Here is a 17,948-nt window from a genome sequence, read left to right as displayed (position 1 = left end):
TTTTCGAGCAGAAAGGGGGCCGTCGGGGCCCTCGGGAGCGGGGCGGGGCGGAATGACCGTCCGCGCCCGGCCCCTTGTCGATTTGCCCGGCTCGGGCCGGCTCAGGGCAGAAGCACGGTGGCGCCGGTCGTCTTGCGGGCTTCCAGCGCGCGGTGGGCCTCGGCGACCTCGGCCAGCGGGTAACGCTGGTCGATGGCGATCCTGACCGCGCCGCTTTCGACCTTGTCGAACAGCTCGCGCGCCATCTGCTGGCAGGTCTCGTGCTCGGCGATATGGCTGAACAGCGTCGGCCGGGTGATCTTGAGCGAGCCCTTGGCGGCGAGTGTTGCCAGGTTGAAGGGCGGCACCGGGCCCGAGGCATTGCCGAAGGAGATCATCATCCCCAGCGGCTTGAGGCAGTCGAGCGAGCCCTCGAACGTGTCCTTGCCGACCGAATCCATCACCACGTCGACGCCCTTGCCGCCGGTGATCTCCTTGACCCGGGCGGTGAAATCCTCGTCGCGGTAGTTGATGACATGGGCGGCGCCGTTCTCCCGGGCCAGGGCGCATTTCGCGTCGGTGCCGGCGGTGCCGATCAGGGTGATGCCTTCCGAGCGGGCCCATTGGCAGGCGATCAGGCCGACCCCGCCGGCGGCGGCGTGGAACAGCACCGTGTCGCCCTTCCGCAGCGGCGTGGTGCGGCGGAACAGGTATTGCACGGTCATGCCCTTGAGCATCATCGCCGCGCCTTGCTCGAAGGATATGCCGTCGGGCAGCGGGCAGACCTGGGCGGCGGGCATGACCCGGGCTTCGCAATAGGCGCCGGGCGGGGCGGCGGCATAGGCGGCGCGGTCGCCCGGCTTGAGGTGGCTGACGCCGTCGCCCACCGCCTCGACGACGCCGGCGGCCTCCATGCCGAGCGCGTGGGGCAGTTCGAGCGGGTAGAGGCCGGTGCGCTGGTAGACGTCGATGAAGTTGAGGCCGCAGGCCTCGTGGCGGATGCGGATCTCGCCCGGGCCGGGCTCGCCCACCGGGCGGTCGACGAGTTTGAGCTGCTCCGGCCCGCCGAAGGCCTCGATGATCACCGTTTGCGCCATGCCGGTTTCCTCCCGTGTTCGCTGGTTCGTCTGCGCTTGCCTGCCCTCGTTGTAGCCGGTGGCGCGGCGGGGGCAAGCGGGGAGGGGGCAAACGGTGCCGCGGGCGCTATCGTGTCGTGGTGCGCGCGCCCTGCGCATGTCGCGCTACGCGGATCGACATGGGGCGTGCCGTCGGTCACATCGCCGGCGGGCGCTTCTGCGGCCATTCGGTGGCGCGGTGATAGGCCTGGCCGAGCTGCAATATCCGGCGGTCGGCGCCGCGCGGGCCGAAGAGCTGGAAGCCCATCGGCAGCCCGGACGCGCCGAAGCCTGCCGGGGCGGCGAGCGCGGGCAGGCCGACCAGGCTGACCGGCACCACCGCCTCCATCCAGCGGTGATAGCTGTCCATCGGCTGGCCGGCGATCTGCTCCGGATAGCGCCAGCCCTTGGGGAAGGGCCAGACCTGTGCCGTCGGCAGCACCAGCGCGTCGTAGCGGGTGAACAACTCGGCCAGTTTCACGAACCATTCCGAGCGGATCACGCTGGCGCGGTGGACCTCCATCGCGCTCAGGGCCAGCCCGCGCTCGATCTCCCAGATCGCCTCGGGCTTGAGCCGGGCCCGGCGCTTGGGATCGGCGTGGTGGAGGCCCAGCCGCGCCGCCACCGCCCAGCTGCGCAGGGTGGTCCAGCTCTGCCACAGCTTCTCGGCCGGGAAGGGCGGGGCTACGGGCTCGACCGCGCAGCCCAGTCGTTCGAAGACCTTCAGCGCGTCTTCGCAGAGCTCGAGGATGCCCGGCTCCATCGCCCAGGCCCCGCCCCAGTCGCCGAGCCAGCCGATGCGCAGGCCGGCCGGGGCGCTGTCGAGCCCCTCGGCGTAGGGCTCCGGGGGCAGCGAATGGGGCAGGCGGGGATCGTATCCGGCGAGGGTTTCCAGCAGCCGGGCGAGGTCTTCCACCGTGCGGGCCATCGGGCCGTCGGTCGAGAGCTGGTGCAGGAAGGTGTCGCCGACGGGATCGGAGGGAACGAGGCCGTAGGAGGGACGGAAGCCGTAGACGTTGCAGAAGGCGGCGGGGTTGCGCAGCGAGCCCATCATGTCCGAGCCGTCGGCCACCGCGACCAGCCGCGCCGCCAGCGCCGATGCCGCCCCGCCCGAGGAGCCGCCGGCGGTGCGGCTCGGGTCGTAGGGGCTGCCGGTGGCGCCATGGACCGGGTTGAACGAATGCGAGCCGAGACCGAATTCGGGCGTGTTGGTCTTGCCGATCAGGATCGCCCCGGCGGCGCGCAGCTTCGCCGGCAGCAGGGCGTCGGCCTCGGGCACGAAATCGGCAAACAGCGGCGAGCCCCAGGTCGAGCGGATGCCGGCCACCGCCTGCAGGTCCTTCACCGCGACGGGCAGGCCGTGCAGCCAGCCCTTGCGCGGCGCGGCATCGGCGGCCGCCGCCTCGGCCAGCAGCGTGGCGCGGTCGCGCAGCGAGACGATGGCGTTGATCTTCGGGTTCACCGCGTCGATGCGGTCGAGCGTGGCGGTCATCAGCTCGACGGCCGAGGTCTTGCCCGCGGCCAGCAGGGCGGACAGGGCGGTGGCATCGAGGGCGGTGAGATCGGTCATGGCGGGTCCGGAAATGGGTGTTCTGGGCGGCGGGCGGGCTGCCGGGCAGACCGCCCGGCTTGACCCGTGCAGTTAGACCCGCTGGGGCCGGTCCGGGCAAGCCCGCAAGCGAGAGCGCCGGGGCGGTGTCGCGCCCGGGGCTCTCGATCTTGTGCTTGACATGTGGAGCGTGAGGCGTAGGGAGAGGGGGCTTCGGTTCCGGCGTCAAGACCCGGATCAAAGGGAATGCGGTGCGACCGGCCGTCAGGCTGGCCAACTCCGCAACTGCCCCCGCAACTGTAGGCGGCGAGCGATGGTTGAAGGTGCCACTGGGACCCCCCGGGAAGGCCAGCCAGAGCGACGACCCGCGAGTCAGGAGACCTGCCGAGGTGATCACCCTTTCCGGGCGCGGGGCGCGTTGCGGAGGCGGTCGGACCGCAGAGGTGACATTTCACCGTCTGCGGAAGGGCCGGGCCCCTCCAAGGACATCCGAGGAACCGGCGCGGAAGGTCCGCGCCAGCAGAGGCCGAGAGACATGCCCCGCCTGCAGTCCACCCTTCCCATCATCGCCACCCTCGCCCTGACCGCGCTGCCGCAGCCCGGCCGGGCCGAGCCCATCGACCTGGGCGAGATCGTCGTCTCCGCCGACCTGACCCCGACGCCGGCCAACAAGGTCGGCGCCACCGTCGACATCGTCACCCGGGAGGATCTGCAGAAGGCCGCCCAGGGCAGCGTCGCGGACGCGCTGGCGCTGGTGCCGGGGATCACCATCCGGCCGACCGGCGGCGTCGGCGCGCAGACCGGGCTGTCGATCCGCGGCGTGTCGCAGAACTACATCAAGGTGCTGGTCGACGGCATCGACGTCACCGACCCGTCCGGGCCCCAGGTCGCCTATGACTTCGGCCGCCTCGGGACCGCCGGCATCGGCCGGATCGAGGTCCTGAAGGGCTCGCAATCGGCGCTCTACGGCGGTTCGGCCGTCGGCGGCGTGGTCAGCATCTCCTCGGCCAGGAGCGACAAGCCCGGCCTGCACCAGTATTTCGAGATGCGCTATGGCAGCCGTTCGACCGAGGCGCTGAATTACGGGCTGACGCTCAATGGCGAGAACTCGAGCCTGGCGCTGAACCTGAGCCATGTCTCCACCGACGGCATCGTCGACTATGTCGGCGCCGGCTCGGGCAATCTGCGCAACGCCTTCCGCTCGAACCGGATCTCGCTTGCCGGCAGCCACAGCTTCGACAACGGCGTCAAGATCGGTTTCTCGGCCTTCCACCAGAACAGCACCGGCCATTACGACGCCGGTGGCGTGCCCGGCAGCATTCCGGCGAAGTCCAGCGGCCTGCGGGTCTACAGCGATTTCGAGACCGGCGCGGTCCGCAACACCGTGGCGGTGACGACCTATCGGATCGACCGCTCCTACGATTCCGTCTGGGGAAGCTACCGCTATGTCGGCACCCGCAAGAGCCTGTCCTACAAGGGCACCGCGCCGATCAGCAGCGCCGCGACGCTGAGCTTCGGCCTCGAAGGCTCGCGCATCGGCTTCTCCAATTCCTCGGGGTCGCCGTCCAGCAGCTCGCGCTGGAAGCGCGGCGCGTTCACCGAACTGGCCTACAGCCCGACGGCGCAGCTCGATCTGAGCGCGGCGCTGCGCTACGACAACACCTCGGGCGTCGGCGGCGCCCCCTCGGCGCGGGTGGCGATGGCCTGGCGGCCGCAGCAGGATCTGACGGTTCGGGCTTCGGCCGGCACCGGCTTCCGCAACCCGTCGCTCTACGAGCTGAGCTATGCCGCCCCGGGCGTGTCGTTGCAGCGCGAGAAGAGCGACTCGGTCGATCTGGGGGTCGAGAAGCGCCTCTCGGAGGACACAGCGGTCAGCGCCACGGCCTTCTGGTTCTCGGTGCGCGACGCGATCTACAGCACGACGGTCTATCCGCCGACCTACCGCCAGGGCGGCAACGCGACCCGCTACGGGGTCGAGCTGGCGGGCCGGACCAAGCTGGGCAAGGTGTCGCTCAGGGGCGCCTATACCTACACCCTGTCCCATGCCGACAGCAGCCTGTCCGCCACCCAGTGGGGCGTCGCCAAGTACCTGCCGGCCCGCCACAAGATCTCGCTGGAGGCGAGCGCGCCGGTGACGGCGAAGCTGACCGCGGGGCTGTCGATCCTTGCGGCGGCGAACCGGCCGGGGCTGTCGGATTACATCGTCGCCAATGCCGATTTCACCTATGATCTGGGCAATGACGCCAAGGCCTATCTGCGGGTGGAGAACCTGACCAATGCCAGCTACCAGCTGGTGAAGGACTACGCCACGCCGGGACGGTCGGTCTATATCGGGCTGCGCAAGGAGTTCTGAGCCCGGGGGCGGGGCGCCCGGCGATCCTGACCGGCCCTGACCGGTTGCCGGCGCCCGGCACTTGGCGGCAAGGAGGCCCGGAGGCCGGGCGAGAGGAGCGACTGGAGCGGAATGGCCATGACCTGGCGTCCGATACGGCTTGCGGCGGCCGCGCTGGGGATCACCCTCGGCGCGGCCTTGACCGTTGCCGCCGCGCCGGCCCGCGTCGTCTCGATCAACCTATGCACCGACCAGCTGGCGATGATGCTGGCGGCGCCGGGGCAGCTGGCCTCGGTCTCATGGCTGGCGGCCGATCCGCGCTCCTCGGCGATGGCGGCGGCGGCCGGGGGCTACCGGCTCAACCACGCCCAGGCCGAGCAGATCTTCCTGATGCATCCCGACCTGGTGCTGGCCGGCAAATACAACGCGGCGGCGACCGTCTCGCTGCTGCGCCGGCTGGGGGTGACGGTGGTGCAGATCGCGCCGGCGACGTCTTTCGCCGATGTCCGGCGCAACCTGCTGGCGGTGGGCGCGGCGCTGGGCCGCGAGGCGCAGGCGCGCGAGATGGCCGACCGCTTCGATGCCGATCTGGCGGCGCTGCGGGTGACGGGCGAGACGCCGGCGCCGGCGGCGCTCTACTATCCCAGTGGCTACACGCCGGGGGCGGGAACGCTGGCCGACGAGATCCTCAAGCTGACCGGGTTCCGCAACATCGCCGCGCAGGCCGGGGTCAGCGGCGGCGGCACGCTGCCGCTGGAGAAGCTGGTGATGGCGCGGCCGAGGCTGATCGTGACCTCGGCGCCCTATCCCGGCGAATCGCGGGCCGAGGAAATCCTGCGTCACCCGGCGCTGCGCGACGTCCGGGCGCAGGCGATGCACGTCACCTCGGATGCCGACTGGGTCTGCGGCACGCCGAAGCTGCTGGGCGCGGTGGCGAAGATGGCGCAGGCAAGGCGGGCGCTGGAGGGCGGCAAATGAGCTATCGCGGCCTCCTCGTCGCGCTGGGCGCGCTTGTCGTCGCGCTGTTCGCCGCCTCGCTGCTGATCGGGCCGGCGGCGATCGGGCTGCGGGCCAGCCTGCACGCGCTGGTCACCGGCGAGGGCGGGCCGGTGGTGCTGGTGATGCGCGAGATCCGGCTGCCGCGGGCGCTTCTGGGGGCGATGATCGGCGCCGTGCTGGGGCTGTCCGGCGCCGCCTTGCAGGGGTTCCTGCGCAACCCGCTGGCCGAGCCGGGGCTGATCGGGATCTCCGGCGCGGCGGCGCTGGGGGCGGTGATCTCGCTGCAGACCGGGCTGGCCGCCGCCTTCGCCCTGGCGCTGCCGCTGGCGGCGCTGGCGGGCGCGGTGGCGGCGGTGGTGCTGATCCTGGCGCTGGCCGGGCCGCGCGGCACGGCGCTGACCCTGATCCTGGCCGGGATCGCGATTTCCGCCTTCGCGGCGGCGCTGACGGCGCTGGTGCTGAACCTGTCGCCGAATCCCTATGCCGCGGCCGAGATCGTGTTCTGGATGATGGGCTCTCTGGCCGACCGCTCGATGACCCATGTCTGGCTGGCGGCGCCGTTCATGGCCGTCGGCGCGGCGATGCTGTTCAGCCTCGGCCGCGGGCTGGACGCGCTGACGCTGGGCGAGGACGCGGCCGAGGCGATGGGGATCCGGCTGGGTCGGTTGCGGCTGGTGCTGATCCTCGGCACCGCGGCGGTGGTGGGCGCGGCGACGGCGGTGTCGGGCGCGATCGGCTTCGTCGGGCTGGTGATCCCGCATATCCTGCGGCCCTTCACCGGCGGGCGGCCATCGCGACTGTTGCCGGCCTCGGCGCTGGGCGGGGCGGCGATGGTGCTGGCAGCGGATGTCGCGGTGCGGCTGATCGCGCCCGACCGCGACCTCAAGCTGGGGGTGCTGACGGCGCTGGTCGGGGCGCCGTTCTTCCTGCACCTGATCTGGCGCACCCGGAGGGCCGAGCGGTGAGCCTGCTGGCGCTGGAGAACCTGACCGTGCGGCGCGGCGAATGCCCGGTGGTCGACCATGTCAGCCTGACGGTCGGGGCGGGCGAGTTCGTCGGCCTGATCGGTCCCAACGGTGCCGGCAAGACGACGCTGATGCGCGGCGCGCTGGGGCTGCTGCCGGCCGAGGGGCGCAGCAGCCTGGCCGGGATGACGCCGCGGGCGCGGGCCCATGCCGCGGCCTGGATGCCGCAGGCGCGCGAGGTCGCCTGGCCGGTGACGGTCGAGACGCTGGTGAGCCTTGGCCGGACGCCGCATCTGGGGCTGCGCGGCCCCGGCGCGGTGGACCGGGCGGCGGTCGACCGGGCGCTGGAACGGATGGGGCTGGCGGGGTTCCACGACCGCATCGCCACCGAGCTGTCGGGCGGCGAGCAGGCGCGGGTGCTGATCGCAAGGGCGCTGGCACAGGAAACGCCGCTCTTGATGGCCGACGAGCCGATCGCCGGGCTCGATCCGGAAAGCCAGATCCGGACCATGGAGGTCTTTGCCGGGCTGGCCGCCGAGGGCCATGCCGTCCTCGCCTCGCTGCACGATCTCGGGCTGGCGGCGCGGCATTGCTCGCGGCTGCTGATGCTGGACCGCGGCCGGCTGGTGGCCGACGGGGCGCCGGACGCGGTGCTGACGCCGGAGAACCTCGATGCCGTCTTCGGGGTGCGTGCCTATTACGCCCGGACCGAGGACGGGCCGGTGTTCCAGCCGCTGGGGGTGACGCGCTGATGGCGCCGCCGGGGGAAGGGATAGCTCCGGTCCGCGCGGCCCCCAGTCCGGGGCCGGGCATGGCCCCCGGGTCAAACTGAACCGCCGCCCCTTGCAGGGGGCGGCACGCGGAACTAAGACTCCTGAAAGCGCAGCGGCACTAGAATTCCCCAACAGCTCGAGGCAGGCCGAAATGAAAGATCCGATCGACACCTATATGAACACCCTGGTCCCGATGGTGGTCGAGCAGACCTCGCGCGGGGAGCGGGCCTACGACATCTTCTCGCGCCTGCTCAAGGAGCGGATCATCTTCCTCTCCGGCCCGGTTCATGACGGCATGTCGAGCCTGATCGTCGCCCAGCTGCTGCATCTCGAGGCCGAGAATCCGTCGAAAGAGATCTCGATGTACATCAACAGCCCGGGCGGCGTGGTGACCAGCGGTCTGTCGATCTACGACACGATGCAATACATCAAGCCCAAGGTCTCGACCCTGGTGATCGGGCAGGCGGCCTCGATGGGCTCGCTCTTGCTGACCGCCGGCGCCAAGGACATGCGCTTCGCGCTGCCCAACAGCCGGATCATGGTGCACCAGCCCTCGGGCGGCTACCAGGGCCAGGCGACGGATATCATGATCCACGCCCAGGAGACCCAGAAGCTGAAGGACCGGCTGAACCAGATCTACGTCAAGCATACCGGCCAGGACTTCGACACCGTCGTCGCCGCGCTCGAGCGCGACAACTTCATGTCGGCCGAGGATGCCAAGGCGTGGGGGCTGGTCGACGAGATCGTCGAGAGCCGCGAGGCGGTCGAGGACACGTCGAAATGATAGCGCCGCTGCGGCGGATCTGCCGCAGGCGGGAATTAGGCATTGTGAAGGATATGTGGCTGCCCTAGACTCACCCAATGGGGCCGCAGCCAGGCAGGCCGCGGCCTCACGGCAAACCTGCAGCCGCAGAGGAACGATATGGCGAACACTTCCGGCAGCGACAGCAAGAACACGCTCTACTGCTCTTTCTGTGGAAAGAGTCAGCATGAAGTGCGCAAGCTGATCGCCGGCCCCACGGTCTTCATCTGCGACGAATGCGTCGAACTCTGCATGGACATCATCCGTGAAGAGACCAAGAGCGCGGGGCTGAAAGCGACCGACGGCGTGCCGACGCCGCGCGAAATCTGCCAGGTGCTGGACGATTACGTGATCGGCCAGGCCCATGCCAAGCGCGTGCTCTCGGTGGCGGTGCACAACCACTACAAGCGGCTCAACCATTCGGCCAAGGCGGCCGATATCGAGCTCAGCAAGTCGAACATCCTGCTGATCGGCCCGACCGGCTGCGGCAAGACGCTGCTGGCCCAGACGCTGGCGCGGATCCTCGACGTGCCCTTCACCATGGCCGACGCCACCACGCTGACCGAGGCCGGCTATGTCGGCGAGGATGTCGAGAACATCATCCTCAAGCTGCTTCAGGCCAGCGAATACAATGTCGAGCGGGCGCAGCGCGGCATCGTCTATATCGACGAGGTCGACAAGATCACCCGCAAGTCCGACAACCCCTCGATCACCCGCGACGTCTCGGGCGAGGGGGTGCAGCAGGCGCTGCTGAAGATCATGGAGGGCACCGTCGCCTCGGTGCCGCCCCAGGGCGGGCGCAAGCATCCGCAGCAGGAATTCCTGCAGGTCGACACCACCAACATCCTGTTCATCTGCGGCGGCGCCTTCGCCGGGCTGGAGAAGATCATCGCCCAGCGGGGCAAGGGCTCGTCGATCGGCTTCGGCGCCGACGTGAAGGAGAACGACACCCGCGGCGTCGGCGAGATGTTCAAGGAGCTCGAGCCCGAGGACCTGCTGAAATTCGGCCTGATCCCGGAATTCGTCGGCCGCCTGCCGGTGATCGCGACGCTGACCGACCTCGACGAGGAGGCGCTGGTCACCATCCTGACCGGGCCCAAGAACGCGCTGGTCAAGCAGTACCAGCGGCTGTTCGACATCGAGGACGTGCAACTGACCTTCACCGAGGACGCGCTCAGGGCGATCGCGCAGCGGGCGATCAAGCGCAAGACCGGCGCCCGCGGCCTGCGCTCGATCATGGAGGACATCCTGCTCGACACCATGTTCGAACTGCCGGGCATGGACGAGGTCGAGGAGGTCGTGGTCAACGAGGAGGCGGTCACCGCCGACGACGCCAAGCCGCTGCTGATCTACGCCAAGGCGTCGAAGGACGAATCCGCCAGCGCCGGCTGAGGCCGGGTTGCGCCGAAAACAGACACGGAAATCGGCGGGCTTCGGCCCGCCTTTCCATTCCGTGAACGGGGCGCGGGTATAGCCACTGGACCTTCCGCGCGTCCTGGTCCATATGAGGGGAAACTGTCCTCGGAGGGGTTTTGATGTATTTTCTGCTGCGCCTTCTGACCTGGTGGAACAGCCAGACGCTCGGTACCCAGATCTTCACTTGGCGCAAGGGCGTGAAAGTGGGCGAGGACGCCGAGGGCAATGTTTTTTACCGCACCGCCGACGGCAAGCGCCGCTGGGTGATCTACAACGGCGAGAGCGAGGCGAGCCGGATCTCGCCCGACTGGCACGGCTGGCTGCACTTCACCTGGGACGAGCCGCCGACCGCCAAGCCGCTGGCCCACAAGGCCTGGGAAAAGCCGCATCACGAGAACTTCACCGGCACCGCGCTGGCCTATGTGCCGCCGGGGTCGATTCGCCGCCCCGATCCGGTCGAGCGCCGCGATTACGAGGCCTGGCAGCCGGAATAACCATGGCGCAGAATCCCACAGAGGTCGCCGTCGGGGGCGTGGTTCTGGCGGTGGCGATCGGCTTCATGGTCTACGCCGCCCAGGCCACCGGCTTTTCGCGCGCCAGCGGTGGCTATCCGCTGCATGCCTCGTTCCGCTCGGTCGAGGGCATCACCACCGGCGCCGATGTCAAGCTGGCCGGGGTCAAGGTGGGCACGATCACCGACCTCGAGCTCAACCCCAAGACCTTCTTCGCCGACGCCACGATCAACATCAAGAACGGCATCGAGATCCCGACCGACAGCGCGATCCTGATTTCGCAGGACGGGCTGCTGGGCGGCTCCTATGTCGAGATCGTGCCCGGCGGGGCGATCGACAACCTCCAGCCCGGCGACGAGATCGAGGACACCCAGGGCGCGGTCAGCCTGATCTCGCTGCTGATGAAATTCGTCTCGGGCAATGGCGGCAACGGCAGCGATGGCGCTGCCGCCGATCCGGGGGCGACGAAATGAGCCTGCGCGGGCCGGCGCTGGCGCTAGCCGTGGCGCTGTGCGCGCCGGCGGTCCTGGCCCAGCAGGCCACCGATCCCAATGGCGGCATCGTCACCACGCCGCTGCCGGGGCCGGATATCGGCGGCAACACGACGATGGACGGCTCTTCGCAGGACGGGACCTCGCAGGACGGGACCATCCCGGGCGCCCAGGGCGGTTTCGTCGCCGACGGCACCGGGCTGGGCAATGTCACCGACAGCTCGACCCCGGGCACGGTCAGCGCGCCGACATCGGAAAAGGTGACCGAGGCGCCGAAGGGCGGGGTGGTGCGCTGGCTCGACAAGGTCTCGGGCAAGACCGTCGACGTGCCGCTGGCGCCGGGCGATTCCGCCAAGGAAGGCCGGCTGACCATCACCTTGCAGCAATGCCGCTACCCGGTCGACGACCCGTCCTCGAACGCCTATGCCTATCTGGTGATCCATGACAGCCAGGTGCAGGACCCGATCTTCAAGGGCTGGATGATCGCCTCGAGCCCGGCGCTCAACCCGCTCGACAGCCCGCGCTACGACGTCTGGCTGTTGCGCTGCACCACTTCCTGAGGGGTCGGGACCGGCCCCTGGCGGTCGAAATCCGCCGTCTTCTCCAGCGCCGCCTCCAGGCGCCGGTGATACTCCGCCCGGCTGATCTCGACCGCGCCGAGGCTGGCCAGGTGCTCGGTCAGGAACTGGGTGTCGAACAGGGTGAAGCCGCCCGCGCGCAGCCGGTCGACCAGATAGGCCAGCGCGATCTTCGAGGCGTCGCGGCGGCGCGAGAACATGCTCTCGCCGAAGAAGGCGGCCCCCAGGGTCACGCCGTAGACGCCGCCGACCAGCTCCGTGCCCTCCCAGACCTCCATCGAATGGGCGAAGCCGGCATGGTGCAGCGTCAGCGTCAGCTCGAAGATGGCGTCGTTGATCCAGGTCTCTTCGCGATCGGCGCAGCCCTGCATGACCCCGGCGAAATCGGTGTCGGTTCGAATCGTGAAAGGTTCGGCAAGGATCCGGCGTCGAAGCGAGCGGGAGATGTGGAAATTTTCCAACGGGAAAACCCCGCGCCAGGTCGGGTCGATCCAGTGCAGCTCGGGATCGTCGCGCGTTTCCGCCATCGGGAAGATGCCCATGGCATAGGCGCGCAACAGCAGCTCGGGCGTGATCGGCTGGCTCATCCGTGGCATCTTTCCCTGTCCGGCCCGCAGCCGCCGCGCCGTTGAATAGGGCTTTGCGTTCAGCGCCCGAACGGGCAGATTGATGCGCAGAGCAGAGGCGAGGGCAACATGGGTTTTTTCGACTTCATCGGAGATCTAGCAGGCTACGAGGACGCCAACCAGCCGGTGGCGCGGATGAATGCGCGCCACGAGATGATCGTGACGCCCTTCGCCGAGGAAATCCGCGGCGCCCGGGTGCTCGACCTTGCTGCGCATGACGGCCGCTGGTCCTATGCGCTGGCGGGCGCCGGTGCGGCGCAGGTGGTGGGCGTCGAGGCGCGGCCCGAGCTGATCGCCCGCTTTCCCGGCTTTCCCGATCCCGAGTTGCGGGCGAAGGTCGAGCTGCGCTGCAACGACCTCTACGACGAGATCGACGCCGAGGCCGCCCGCGGCGAAACCTATGACGTCGTCGCGGTCTACGGCATCCTCTACCACCTGATGGACCATTTCCGCCTGTTCCAAGGCCTGCGCCGGCTGCAGCCGAAGCTGGTCATCGTCGACAGCGAGTTCATCCGTCGGCCCAACCCGATGATCCAGCTGGTCAAGGAGCGGACCGACAACGTGCTGAACGCCGCGCCCCAGATCGAGGGCCAGAAGGTGGCGGTCAAGGGCGTGCCCTCCTTCAAGGCGATGGAGCTGATGGCCGAGGCGCTCGACTATCGCATCGACTGGGTCGACTGGGACGCCCGTCCGGCGAACCGCCGCGCCGGCGTGGGCGACTACTACCGCGATACCAAGATGCGCCGCGCCACCTGCGCCCTGCGCCCGCTCTGAGCGCCGGTTCCTGAGCGCCGGTTCCGGGCTGGCGTCGCGGCTTGATGAAACAGGGCCGCGAACGGCCCAGTTCCTGCTGACAAATAACCCGGGGGTCCGGGGGCGGCGCCCCCGGCCTGTGGCCCGTCCTCAGGCGGCGCCCTTGCCGTAATGGCTGGCCAGCCATTTCTCGAGCCAGTGGATGTTGTAGTCGCCGGCGATGATTTCCGGTTCTTCCAGCAGGTCGTGGAACAGCGGCACCGTGGTCTCGACGCCGTCGACGATCAGCTCGCCCAGCGCCCGGTGCAGCCGCGCCAGCGCCTCGGTCCGGTCGCGGCCGTGGACGATCAGCTTGCCGATCAGGCTGTCGTAATAGGGCGGGATCGAGTAGCCGGCATAGAGCGCCGAATCCATCCGCACGCCCAGCCCGCCGGGGGCGTGGAAGACGTTGACCCTGCCCGGACGCGGGGCGAATTCCGGCACCTTCTCGGCGTTGATCCGGACCTCGATGGCATGGCCGTTGATCTCGAGCTCGTTCTGGCCGAAGGACAGCGGCATGCCCGAGGCGACCCGGATCTGCTCGCGCACCAGGTCGACGCCGAAGATCGCCTCGGTGACGGGGTGCTCGACCTGCAGCCGGGTGTTCATCTCGATGAAGTAGAACTCGCCATCCTCGAACAGGAACTCGATCGTGCCGGCGCCGGCATAGCCGATGCTGGCCACCGCGTCGGCGCAGATCTTGCCGATCCGGTCGCGCTGCTCGGCCGTGATCACCGGGCCCGGCGCTTCCTCGAACACCTTCTGGTGGCGGCGCTGGAGCGAGCAGTCGCGCTCGGCGAGGTGGACGGCGTTGCCCTTGCCGTCGCCGAAGACCTGGATCTCGATATGGCGCGGCTTCTGCAGGTATTTCTCGATATAGACCTCGTCGTTGCCGAAGGCCGCCTTGGCCTCGACCCGGGCGGTGCGGAAGGCGCTTTCCAGCTCGCTGGCGTCGCGCGCCACCTTCATGCCGCGGCCGCCGCCGCCGGCAGTGGCCTTGATGATCACCGGGTAGCCGATCTCTTCCGCCACCCGCAGCGCCGCCGCCACGTCGGGCACGCCGCCGTCCGAGCCGGGCACGACCGGGATGCCGAGCTTCTCGGCCGTCTCCTTGGCGGTGATCTTGTCGCCCATGATGCGGATATGTTCCGCCGAGGGGCCGATGAAGGCGATTCCGTGATCCTCGAGCACCTGGACGAAATTGGCGTTCTCGGACAGGAAGCCGTAGCCGGGATGGATCGCCTCGGCGCCGGTGATCTCGCAGGCCGAGACGATGGCCGGGACCGAGAGGTAGCTGTCGGTCGAGGAATTGGGCCCGATGCAGACCGATTCGTCGGCCATGCGGACATGCATGGCATCGGCATCGGCGGTCGAATGGACGGCGACGGACCTGATCCCCATCTCGCGGCAGGCCCGAATGACGCGGAGCGCGATCTCGCCCCGGTTGGCGATCAGGATCTTCTCGAACATCGCCGGCCCCCTTATTCGAGGATGACCAGAGGCGCGCCGTATTCCACCGGGCTGCCGTCTTCGACCAGGATGCGCTTGACGGTACCGGCGCGCGGCGCCGGGATGTGGTTCATCGTCTTCATCGCCTCGACGATCAGCAGGGTGTCGCCCTCGCTGACCTGGGTGCCGATGCTGACGAAGTTTTCGGCGCCCGGTTCCGGCGCCAGGTAGGCGGTGCCGACCATCGGCGAGGTGACGGCGCCGGGATGCTGGGCCGGGTCTTCCGCGACGGCCGGGGCGGCCGCGGGGGCGGCTGCCGGGGCCGCGGCGGGCGCCGGCGCCGGCGCGGCGGTGGCCGTCGTGGTCACGACGTTGGCCTGCTTGGTGACGCGCACGTTCAGGCTGTCATTCTCGCCATATTCCCGCTTGACGCTCAGCTCGGTCAGCTCGTTGGCGTTGAGCAATTCGGCGAGCGCCTGGATGAAGGCGACGTCAGTGTCATGGGGTTGCTTGGTCATGCCGTCCTCGGTCGGTCTTTGCTGCCCGTTCGGTGCAGGCCGTGGCCTTTTGGTTGGGCGCTTATACGCCAGCTATCCGGGGGTGAAAAGCGCCAGTTTCGTCTCGGTCGCAACGCGAATCCCGGGGCGCCCGGACCGGGACTTGACCGTTTTTCGGGCAGAACCGGCCGCCAAGACGTTGATTTTCCCGCAAACGGCGGCTGACGGCGGAAAGTGAAAATTTACCATTTGATAAAAAAATGGCGCTGTGGCAGCTTTTTCTCAAAACAAAGACCAACGGGAGAGCCACCTTGTCGAATACACCGCTGACGCCCGGCGTGGTGCCGGGCCGCCTGCCGGCCGGCGCCTATGCCGACAATTTCGCGGACATGGAACCGCCGCTCGACGCGCATGAGGCGCGGGTGGCGGCCGACCGCTGCTATTTCTGCCATGACGCGCCCTGCACGGTCGCCTGTCCGACCACGATCGACGTGCCGCTGTTCATCCGCCAGATCGCGACCGGCACGCCCGAGGCGGCGGCGAAGACGATCCTGAGCCAGAACATCCTCGGCGGCATGTGCGCCCGGGTCTGCCCGACCGAGCAGCTGTGCGAGGAGGCCTGCGTGCGCGAGGCGGCCGAGGGCAAGCCGGTCGAGATCGGCCGGCTGCAACGCTACGCCACCGACGTGCTGATGGCGCATGGGGCGCAGCCCTTCACCCGCGCCGCCGCGACCGGCAAGAAAGTGGCCGTGGTCGGCGCCGGCCCGGCGGGCCTGTCGGCGGCGCACCGGCTGGCGATGCTGGGCCACGAGGTCACGCTCTATGACGGCCGCGACAAGCCGGGCGGGCTGAACGAATACGGCATCGCCGCCTACAAGACGGTCGACGGCTTCGCCCAGGCCGAGGTCGACTGGCTGCTCAAGATCGGCGGCATCTCGGTGGTCCATGCCAAGCGGCTGGGGGCGGAACTGTCGCTCGACGCGCTGCAGCAGGAGTTCGACGCGGTGTTCCTGGGCATCGGCCTCGCCGGCGTCAACGCGCTGCGCACCGAGGGCGAGGAGAAATCCCATGTCCGCGACGCGGTCGATTTCATCGCCGAGCTGCGCCAGAGCGGCGACCTGTCGAAGCTGCCGGTCGGCCGCGACGTCGTCGTCATCGGCGGCGGCATGACCGCGGTGGATGCCGCGGTGCAGTCGAAGCTGCTGGGCGCCGAGACCGTCACCATCGTCTACCGCCGCGGGCAGGAGAAGATGTCGGCTTCGGAATACGAACAGGAATACGCGACCTCGAAGGGCGTGCGTATCATCGCCGGTGCGGCGCCGGTCAGGCTGATCGGCAACGGCGCGGTCACGGCGGTCGAGTTCGCCTATACCGAGGAGGGGCCGAACGGCCTGACCCTGACCGACGAGACCTTCCGGCTCAAGGCCGACCAGGTGTTCAAGGCCATCGGCCAGAGCCTCGAGGGCGCGCCCGAGGGGCTGGCGCTGGCAGGCCGCAAGATCGCCGTCACCGGCCCGGGCCGGACCAGCATCGCGGGCGTCTGGGCCGGGGGCGACTGCGCCTCGGGCGGCGACGACCTCACCGTCACCGCGGTGGCCGAGGGCCGCGACGCGGCGATGGACATTCACACGGCCCTGATGGGCTGAGGGAGGCAGAGATGGCCAATCTTCAAAGCGAATTCGTCGGCATCAAGTCGCCCAACCCGTTCTGGCTCGCCTCGGCGCCGCCGACCGACAAGGAATACAACGTCCGCCGCGCCTTCGAGGCCGGCTGGGGCGGCGTCGTCTGGAAGACCTTGGGCGAGGACGGCCCGCCGGTCGTCAACGTCAACGGCCCGCGCTACGGTGCCATCTACGGTGCCGACCGCCGGCTGCTGGGGCTGAACAACATCGAGCTGATCACCGACCGGCCGCTGGAGGTGAACCTGCGCGAGATCAAGCAGGTCAAGCGCGACTATCCCGACCGGGCGCTGGTCGTGTCGCTGATGGTGCCGTGCCAGGAGGAGGCGTGGAAGGCGATCCTGCCGCTGGTCGAGGAGACCGGCGCCGACGGGATCGAGCTCAACTTCGGCTGCCCGCACGGCATGGCCGAGCGCGGCATGGGCTCGGCCGTCGGCCAGGTGCCGGAATATATCGAGATGGTGACCCGCTGGTGCAAGCAGAACACGCGGATGCCGGTGATCGTCAAGCTGACGCCGAACATCACCAACATCCTCTACCCGGCCGAGGCGGCAAAGCGCGGCGGGGCGGATGCGGTTTCGCTGATCAACACCATCAACTCGATCACCTCGGTCGATCTCGACCTTTTCGCGCCGCAGCCGACCATCGACGGCAAGGGCACCCATGGCGGCTATTGCGGCCCGGCGGTGAAGCCGATCGCGCTCAACATGGTGGCCGAGATTGCCCGCAACCCCGAGACCGCCGGTCTGCCGATCAGCGGCATCGGCGGGGTGACGACCTGGCGCGATGCCGCGGAGTTCCTGGCGCTGGGGGCGGGCAACGTGCAGGTCTGCACCGCGGCCATGACCTATGGCTTCAAGGTGGTGCAGGAGATGATCTCGGGCCTGAGCCAGTGGATGGACGACAAGGGCCATGACAGCGTCGCCTCGGTGGTCGGCCGCGCGGTGCCCAATGTCACCGACTGGCAGTATCTCAACCTCAACTATGTCACCAAGGCCAAGATCGACCCGGAGGCCTGCATCAAGTGCGGCCGCTGCTATGCCGCCTGCGAGGATACCAGCCACCAGGCGATCGCGATGTCGGAAGACCGGGTGTTCGAGGTCAAGGACGAGGAATGCGTCGCCTGCAACCTCTGCGTCGATGTCTGCCCGGTCGAGGGCTGCATCACCATGGAGCAGCTGGCGAAGGGCGTGGTCGACCCGCGCACCGGCCAGACCGTGGGCGATTACGCCAACTGGACGACCCATCCCAACAACCCCGCGGCACAGGCGGCGGAGTAGGGGGCGGGCCGGCGGTGCGAGCCGCTGCCGGCCGACCCTTCCGGGGTGCCCACCCCGTCTGGCGCCCGGTCCCTGTGCGTGGACCGGGCGCTTTTTCGTTGCCCTTCTTGCAGC

At 69.2% G+C, this 17,948-nt stretch carries 17 protein-coding genes and 1 riboswitch; of the genes, 12 read left to right on the top strand and 5 right to left on the bottom strand.

What is annotated here, in order from left to right; genetic code table 11:
• Nucleotides 1–101: 101 nt before the first annotated feature.
• Nucleotides 102–1,076 carry a quinone oxidoreductase family protein gene (locus tag ACFOES_RS11735; protein WP_377833462.1) on the bottom strand — a complete coding sequence of 325 codons (975 nt, stop codon included), beginning with the start codon at nucleotides 1,074–1,076 and terminating at the stop codon, nucleotides 102–104.
• Between the two features lie 175 nt (nucleotides 1,077–1,251).
• A complete protein-coding gene (locus tag ACFOES_RS11730; protein ID WP_377833461.1) occupies nucleotides 1,252–2,664 on the bottom strand; it encodes an amidase in 1,413 nt (470 codons plus the stop codon).
• A 176-nt stretch (nucleotides 2,665–2,840) separates the two neighbouring features.
• A riboswitch (cobalamin riboswitch) is annotated at nucleotides 2,841–3,046 on the top strand.
• Nucleotides 3,047–3,178: 132 nt separating this feature from the next.
• Here ACFOES_RS11730 and ACFOES_RS11725 point away from each other — a divergent pair.
• From ACFOES_RS11725 to ACFOES_RS11685, 9 genes are all read left to right on the top strand, one after another.
• Nucleotides 3,179–4,996, top strand: a complete 1,818-nt coding sequence (locus ACFOES_RS11725; RefSeq protein ID WP_377833460.1) for a TonB-dependent receptor plug domain-containing protein — start codon at nucleotides 3,179–3,181, stop codon at nucleotides 4,994–4,996.
• 117 nt (nucleotides 4,997–5,113) lie between these two features.
• Nucleotides 5,114–5,953, top strand: a complete 840-nt coding sequence (locus ACFOES_RS11720) for an ABC transporter substrate-binding protein (RefSeq protein ID WP_377833459.1) — start codon at nucleotides 5,114–5,116, stop codon at nucleotides 5,951–5,953.
• Nucleotides 5,950–6,939: a FecCD family ABC transporter permease gene (locus ACFOES_RS11715; protein WP_377833458.1), complete on the top strand. Its 990-nt coding sequence runs from the start codon at nucleotides 5,950–5,952 to the stop codon at nucleotides 6,937–6,939. The genes ACFOES_RS11720 and ACFOES_RS11715 overlap by 4 nt, the downstream gene beginning before the upstream one ends.
• Entirely contained in the window at nucleotides 6,936–7,691 is a 756-nt protein-coding gene (locus ACFOES_RS11710; RefSeq protein WP_377833457.1) for an ABC transporter ATP-binding protein, read from the top strand. Before ACFOES_RS11715 ends, ACFOES_RS11710 begins: the two co-directional genes overlap by 4 nt.
• Before the next feature lie 172 nt (nucleotides 7,692–7,863).
• Nucleotides 7,864–8,496 (top strand): ATP-dependent Clp protease proteolytic subunit, encoded by a 633-nt coding sequence (locus ACFOES_RS11705; protein ID WP_377833456.1) that lies wholly within the window; start codon nucleotides 7,864–7,866, stop codon nucleotides 8,494–8,496.
• A gap of 138 nt (nucleotides 8,497–8,634) precedes the next feature.
• Nucleotides 8,635–9,906, top strand: a complete 1,272-nt coding sequence (gene clpX / locus ACFOES_RS11700; RefSeq protein WP_377833455.1) for an ATP-dependent Clp protease ATP-binding subunit ClpX — start codon at nucleotides 8,635–8,637, stop codon at nucleotides 9,904–9,906.
• 143 nt (nucleotides 9,907–10,049) lie between these two features.
• The gene (locus ACFOES_RS11695) at nucleotides 10,050–10,424 is read left to right on the top strand and encodes an NADH:ubiquinone oxidoreductase subunit NDUFA12 (RefSeq protein WP_377833454.1); all 375 of its coding nucleotides are present in this window, start codon (nucleotides 10,050–10,052) and stop codon (nucleotides 10,422–10,424) included.
• Nucleotides 10,425–10,426: 2 nt separating this feature from the next.
• Nucleotides 10,427–10,915, top strand: a complete 489-nt coding sequence (gene mlaD / locus ACFOES_RS11690) for an outer membrane lipid asymmetry maintenance protein MlaD (protein WP_377833453.1) — start codon at nucleotides 10,427–10,429, stop codon at nucleotides 10,913–10,915.
• The gene (locus tag ACFOES_RS11685) at nucleotides 10,912–11,493 is read left to right on the top strand and encodes a DUF2155 domain-containing protein (protein ID WP_377833452.1); all 582 of its coding nucleotides are present in this window, start codon (nucleotides 10,912–10,914) and stop codon (nucleotides 11,491–11,493) included. Before mlaD ends, ACFOES_RS11685 begins: the two co-directional genes overlap by 4 nt.
• Here ACFOES_RS11685 and aat read toward each other — a convergent pair.
• Nucleotides 11,457–12,098, bottom strand: a complete 642-nt coding sequence (gene aat / locus ACFOES_RS11680; RefSeq protein WP_377833451.1) for a leucyl/phenylalanyl-tRNA--protein transferase — start codon at nucleotides 12,096–12,098, stop codon at nucleotides 11,457–11,459. The genes ACFOES_RS11685 and aat overlap by 37 nt on opposite strands.
• A 108-nt stretch (nucleotides 12,099–12,206) precedes the next feature.
• On the opposite strand from aat, the gene ACFOES_RS11675 reads away from it, so the two are divergent.
• On the top strand, nucleotides 12,207–12,911 hold the full coding sequence (locus ACFOES_RS11675; RefSeq protein WP_377833450.1) for a class I SAM-dependent methyltransferase: 705 nt from the start codon (nucleotides 12,207–12,209) through the stop codon (nucleotides 12,909–12,911).
• A gap of 129 nt (nucleotides 12,912–13,040) precedes the next feature.
• Here ACFOES_RS11675 and accC read toward each other — a convergent pair whose 3' ends face one another.
• Complete coding sequence (gene accC / locus ACFOES_RS11670) at nucleotides 13,041–14,399, bottom strand: acetyl-CoA carboxylase biotin carboxylase subunit (RefSeq protein ID WP_377833449.1); 1,359 nt, start codon at nucleotides 14,397–14,399, stop codon at nucleotides 13,041–13,043.
• A gap of 11 nt (nucleotides 14,400–14,410) precedes the next feature.
• Nucleotides 14,411–14,896: an acetyl-CoA carboxylase biotin carboxyl carrier protein gene (gene accB / locus ACFOES_RS11665; protein WP_377833448.1), complete on the bottom strand. Its 486-nt coding sequence runs from the start codon at nucleotides 14,894–14,896 to the stop codon at nucleotides 14,411–14,413.
• 290 nt (nucleotides 14,897–15,186) lie between these two features.
• On the opposite strand from accB, the gene ACFOES_RS11660 reads away from it, so the two are divergent.
• A complete protein-coding gene (locus tag ACFOES_RS11660) occupies nucleotides 15,187–16,521 on the top strand; it encodes an NAD(P)-dependent oxidoreductase (protein ID WP_377833447.1) in 1,335 nt (444 codons plus the stop codon).
• 11 nt (nucleotides 16,522–16,532) lie between these two features.
• Nucleotides 16,533–17,834, top strand: a complete 1,302-nt coding sequence (gene preA, locus ACFOES_RS11655; RefSeq protein ID WP_377833446.1) for an NAD-dependent dihydropyrimidine dehydrogenase subunit PreA — start codon at nucleotides 16,533–16,535, stop codon at nucleotides 17,832–17,834.
• The last annotated feature ends 114 nt before the right edge of the window (nucleotides 17,835–17,948 follow it).

Origin of the sequence: Acidimangrovimonas pyrenivorans, from assembly GCF_042643245.1 — a bacterium.
GTDB lineage: Bacteria > Pseudomonadota > Alphaproteobacteria > Rhodobacterales > Rhodobacteraceae > Acidimangrovimonas > Acidimangrovimonas pyrenivorans.
The sequence above is the reverse complement of the archived record's forward strand: the minus strand, read 5'-3'. Positions and strand labels throughout refer to the sequence as shown.

Bases quoted from the DNA above. Each gene is read 5' to 3' on its own strand.
- ACFOES_RS11725 (WP_377833460.1), top strand. From the start codon at position 3,179: ATGCCCCGCCTGCAGTCCACCCTTCCCATCATCGCCACCCTCGCCCTG.
- accC (WP_377833449.1), bottom strand. From the start codon at position 14,399: ATGTTCGAGAAGATCCTGATCGCCAACCGGGGCGAGATCGCGCTCCGC.
- ACFOES_RS11705 (WP_377833456.1), top strand. From the start codon at position 7,864: ATGAAAGATCCGATCGACACCTATATGAACACCCTGGTCCCGATGGTG.
- ACFOES_RS11695 (WP_377833454.1), top strand. From the start codon at position 10,050: ATGTATTTTCTGCTGCGCCTTCTGACCTGGTGGAACAGCCAGACGCTC.
- ACFOES_RS11715 (WP_377833458.1), top strand. From the start codon at position 5,950: ATGAGCTATCGCGGCCTCCTCGTCGCGCTGGGCGCGCTTGTCGTCGCG.
- ACFOES_RS11675 (WP_377833450.1), top strand. From the start codon at position 12,207: ATGGGTTTTTTCGACTTCATCGGAGATCTAGCAGGCTACGAGGACGCC.
- ACFOES_RS11720 (WP_377833459.1), top strand. From the start codon at position 5,114: ATGACCTGGCGTCCGATACGGCTTGCGGCGGCCGCGCTGGGGATCACC.
- ACFOES_RS11730 (WP_377833461.1), bottom strand. From the start codon at position 2,664: ATGACCGATCTCACCGCCCTCGATGCCACCGCCCTGTCCGCCCTGCTG.
- clpX (WP_377833455.1), top strand. From the start codon at position 8,635: ATGGCGAACACTTCCGGCAGCGACAGCAAGAACACGCTCTACTGCTCT.
- accB (WP_377833448.1), bottom strand. From the start codon at position 14,896: ATGACCAAGCAACCCCATGACACTGACGTCGCCTTCATCCAGGCGCTC.
- aat (WP_377833451.1), bottom strand. From the start codon at position 12,098: ATGAGCCAGCCGATCACGCCCGAGCTGCTGTTGCGCGCCTATGCCATG.
- ACFOES_RS11685 (WP_377833452.1), top strand. From the start codon at position 10,912: ATGAGCCTGCGCGGGCCGGCGCTGGCGCTAGCCGTGGCGCTGTGCGCG.
- ACFOES_RS11735 (WP_377833462.1), bottom strand. From the start codon at position 1,076: ATGGCGCAAACGGTGATCATCGAGGCCTTCGGCGGGCCGGAGCAGCTC.
- preA (WP_377833446.1), top strand. From the start codon at position 16,533: ATGGCCAATCTTCAAAGCGAATTCGTCGGCATCAAGTCGCCCAACCCG.
- mlaD (WP_377833453.1), top strand. From the start codon at position 10,427: ATGGCGCAGAATCCCACAGAGGTCGCCGTCGGGGGCGTGGTTCTGGCG.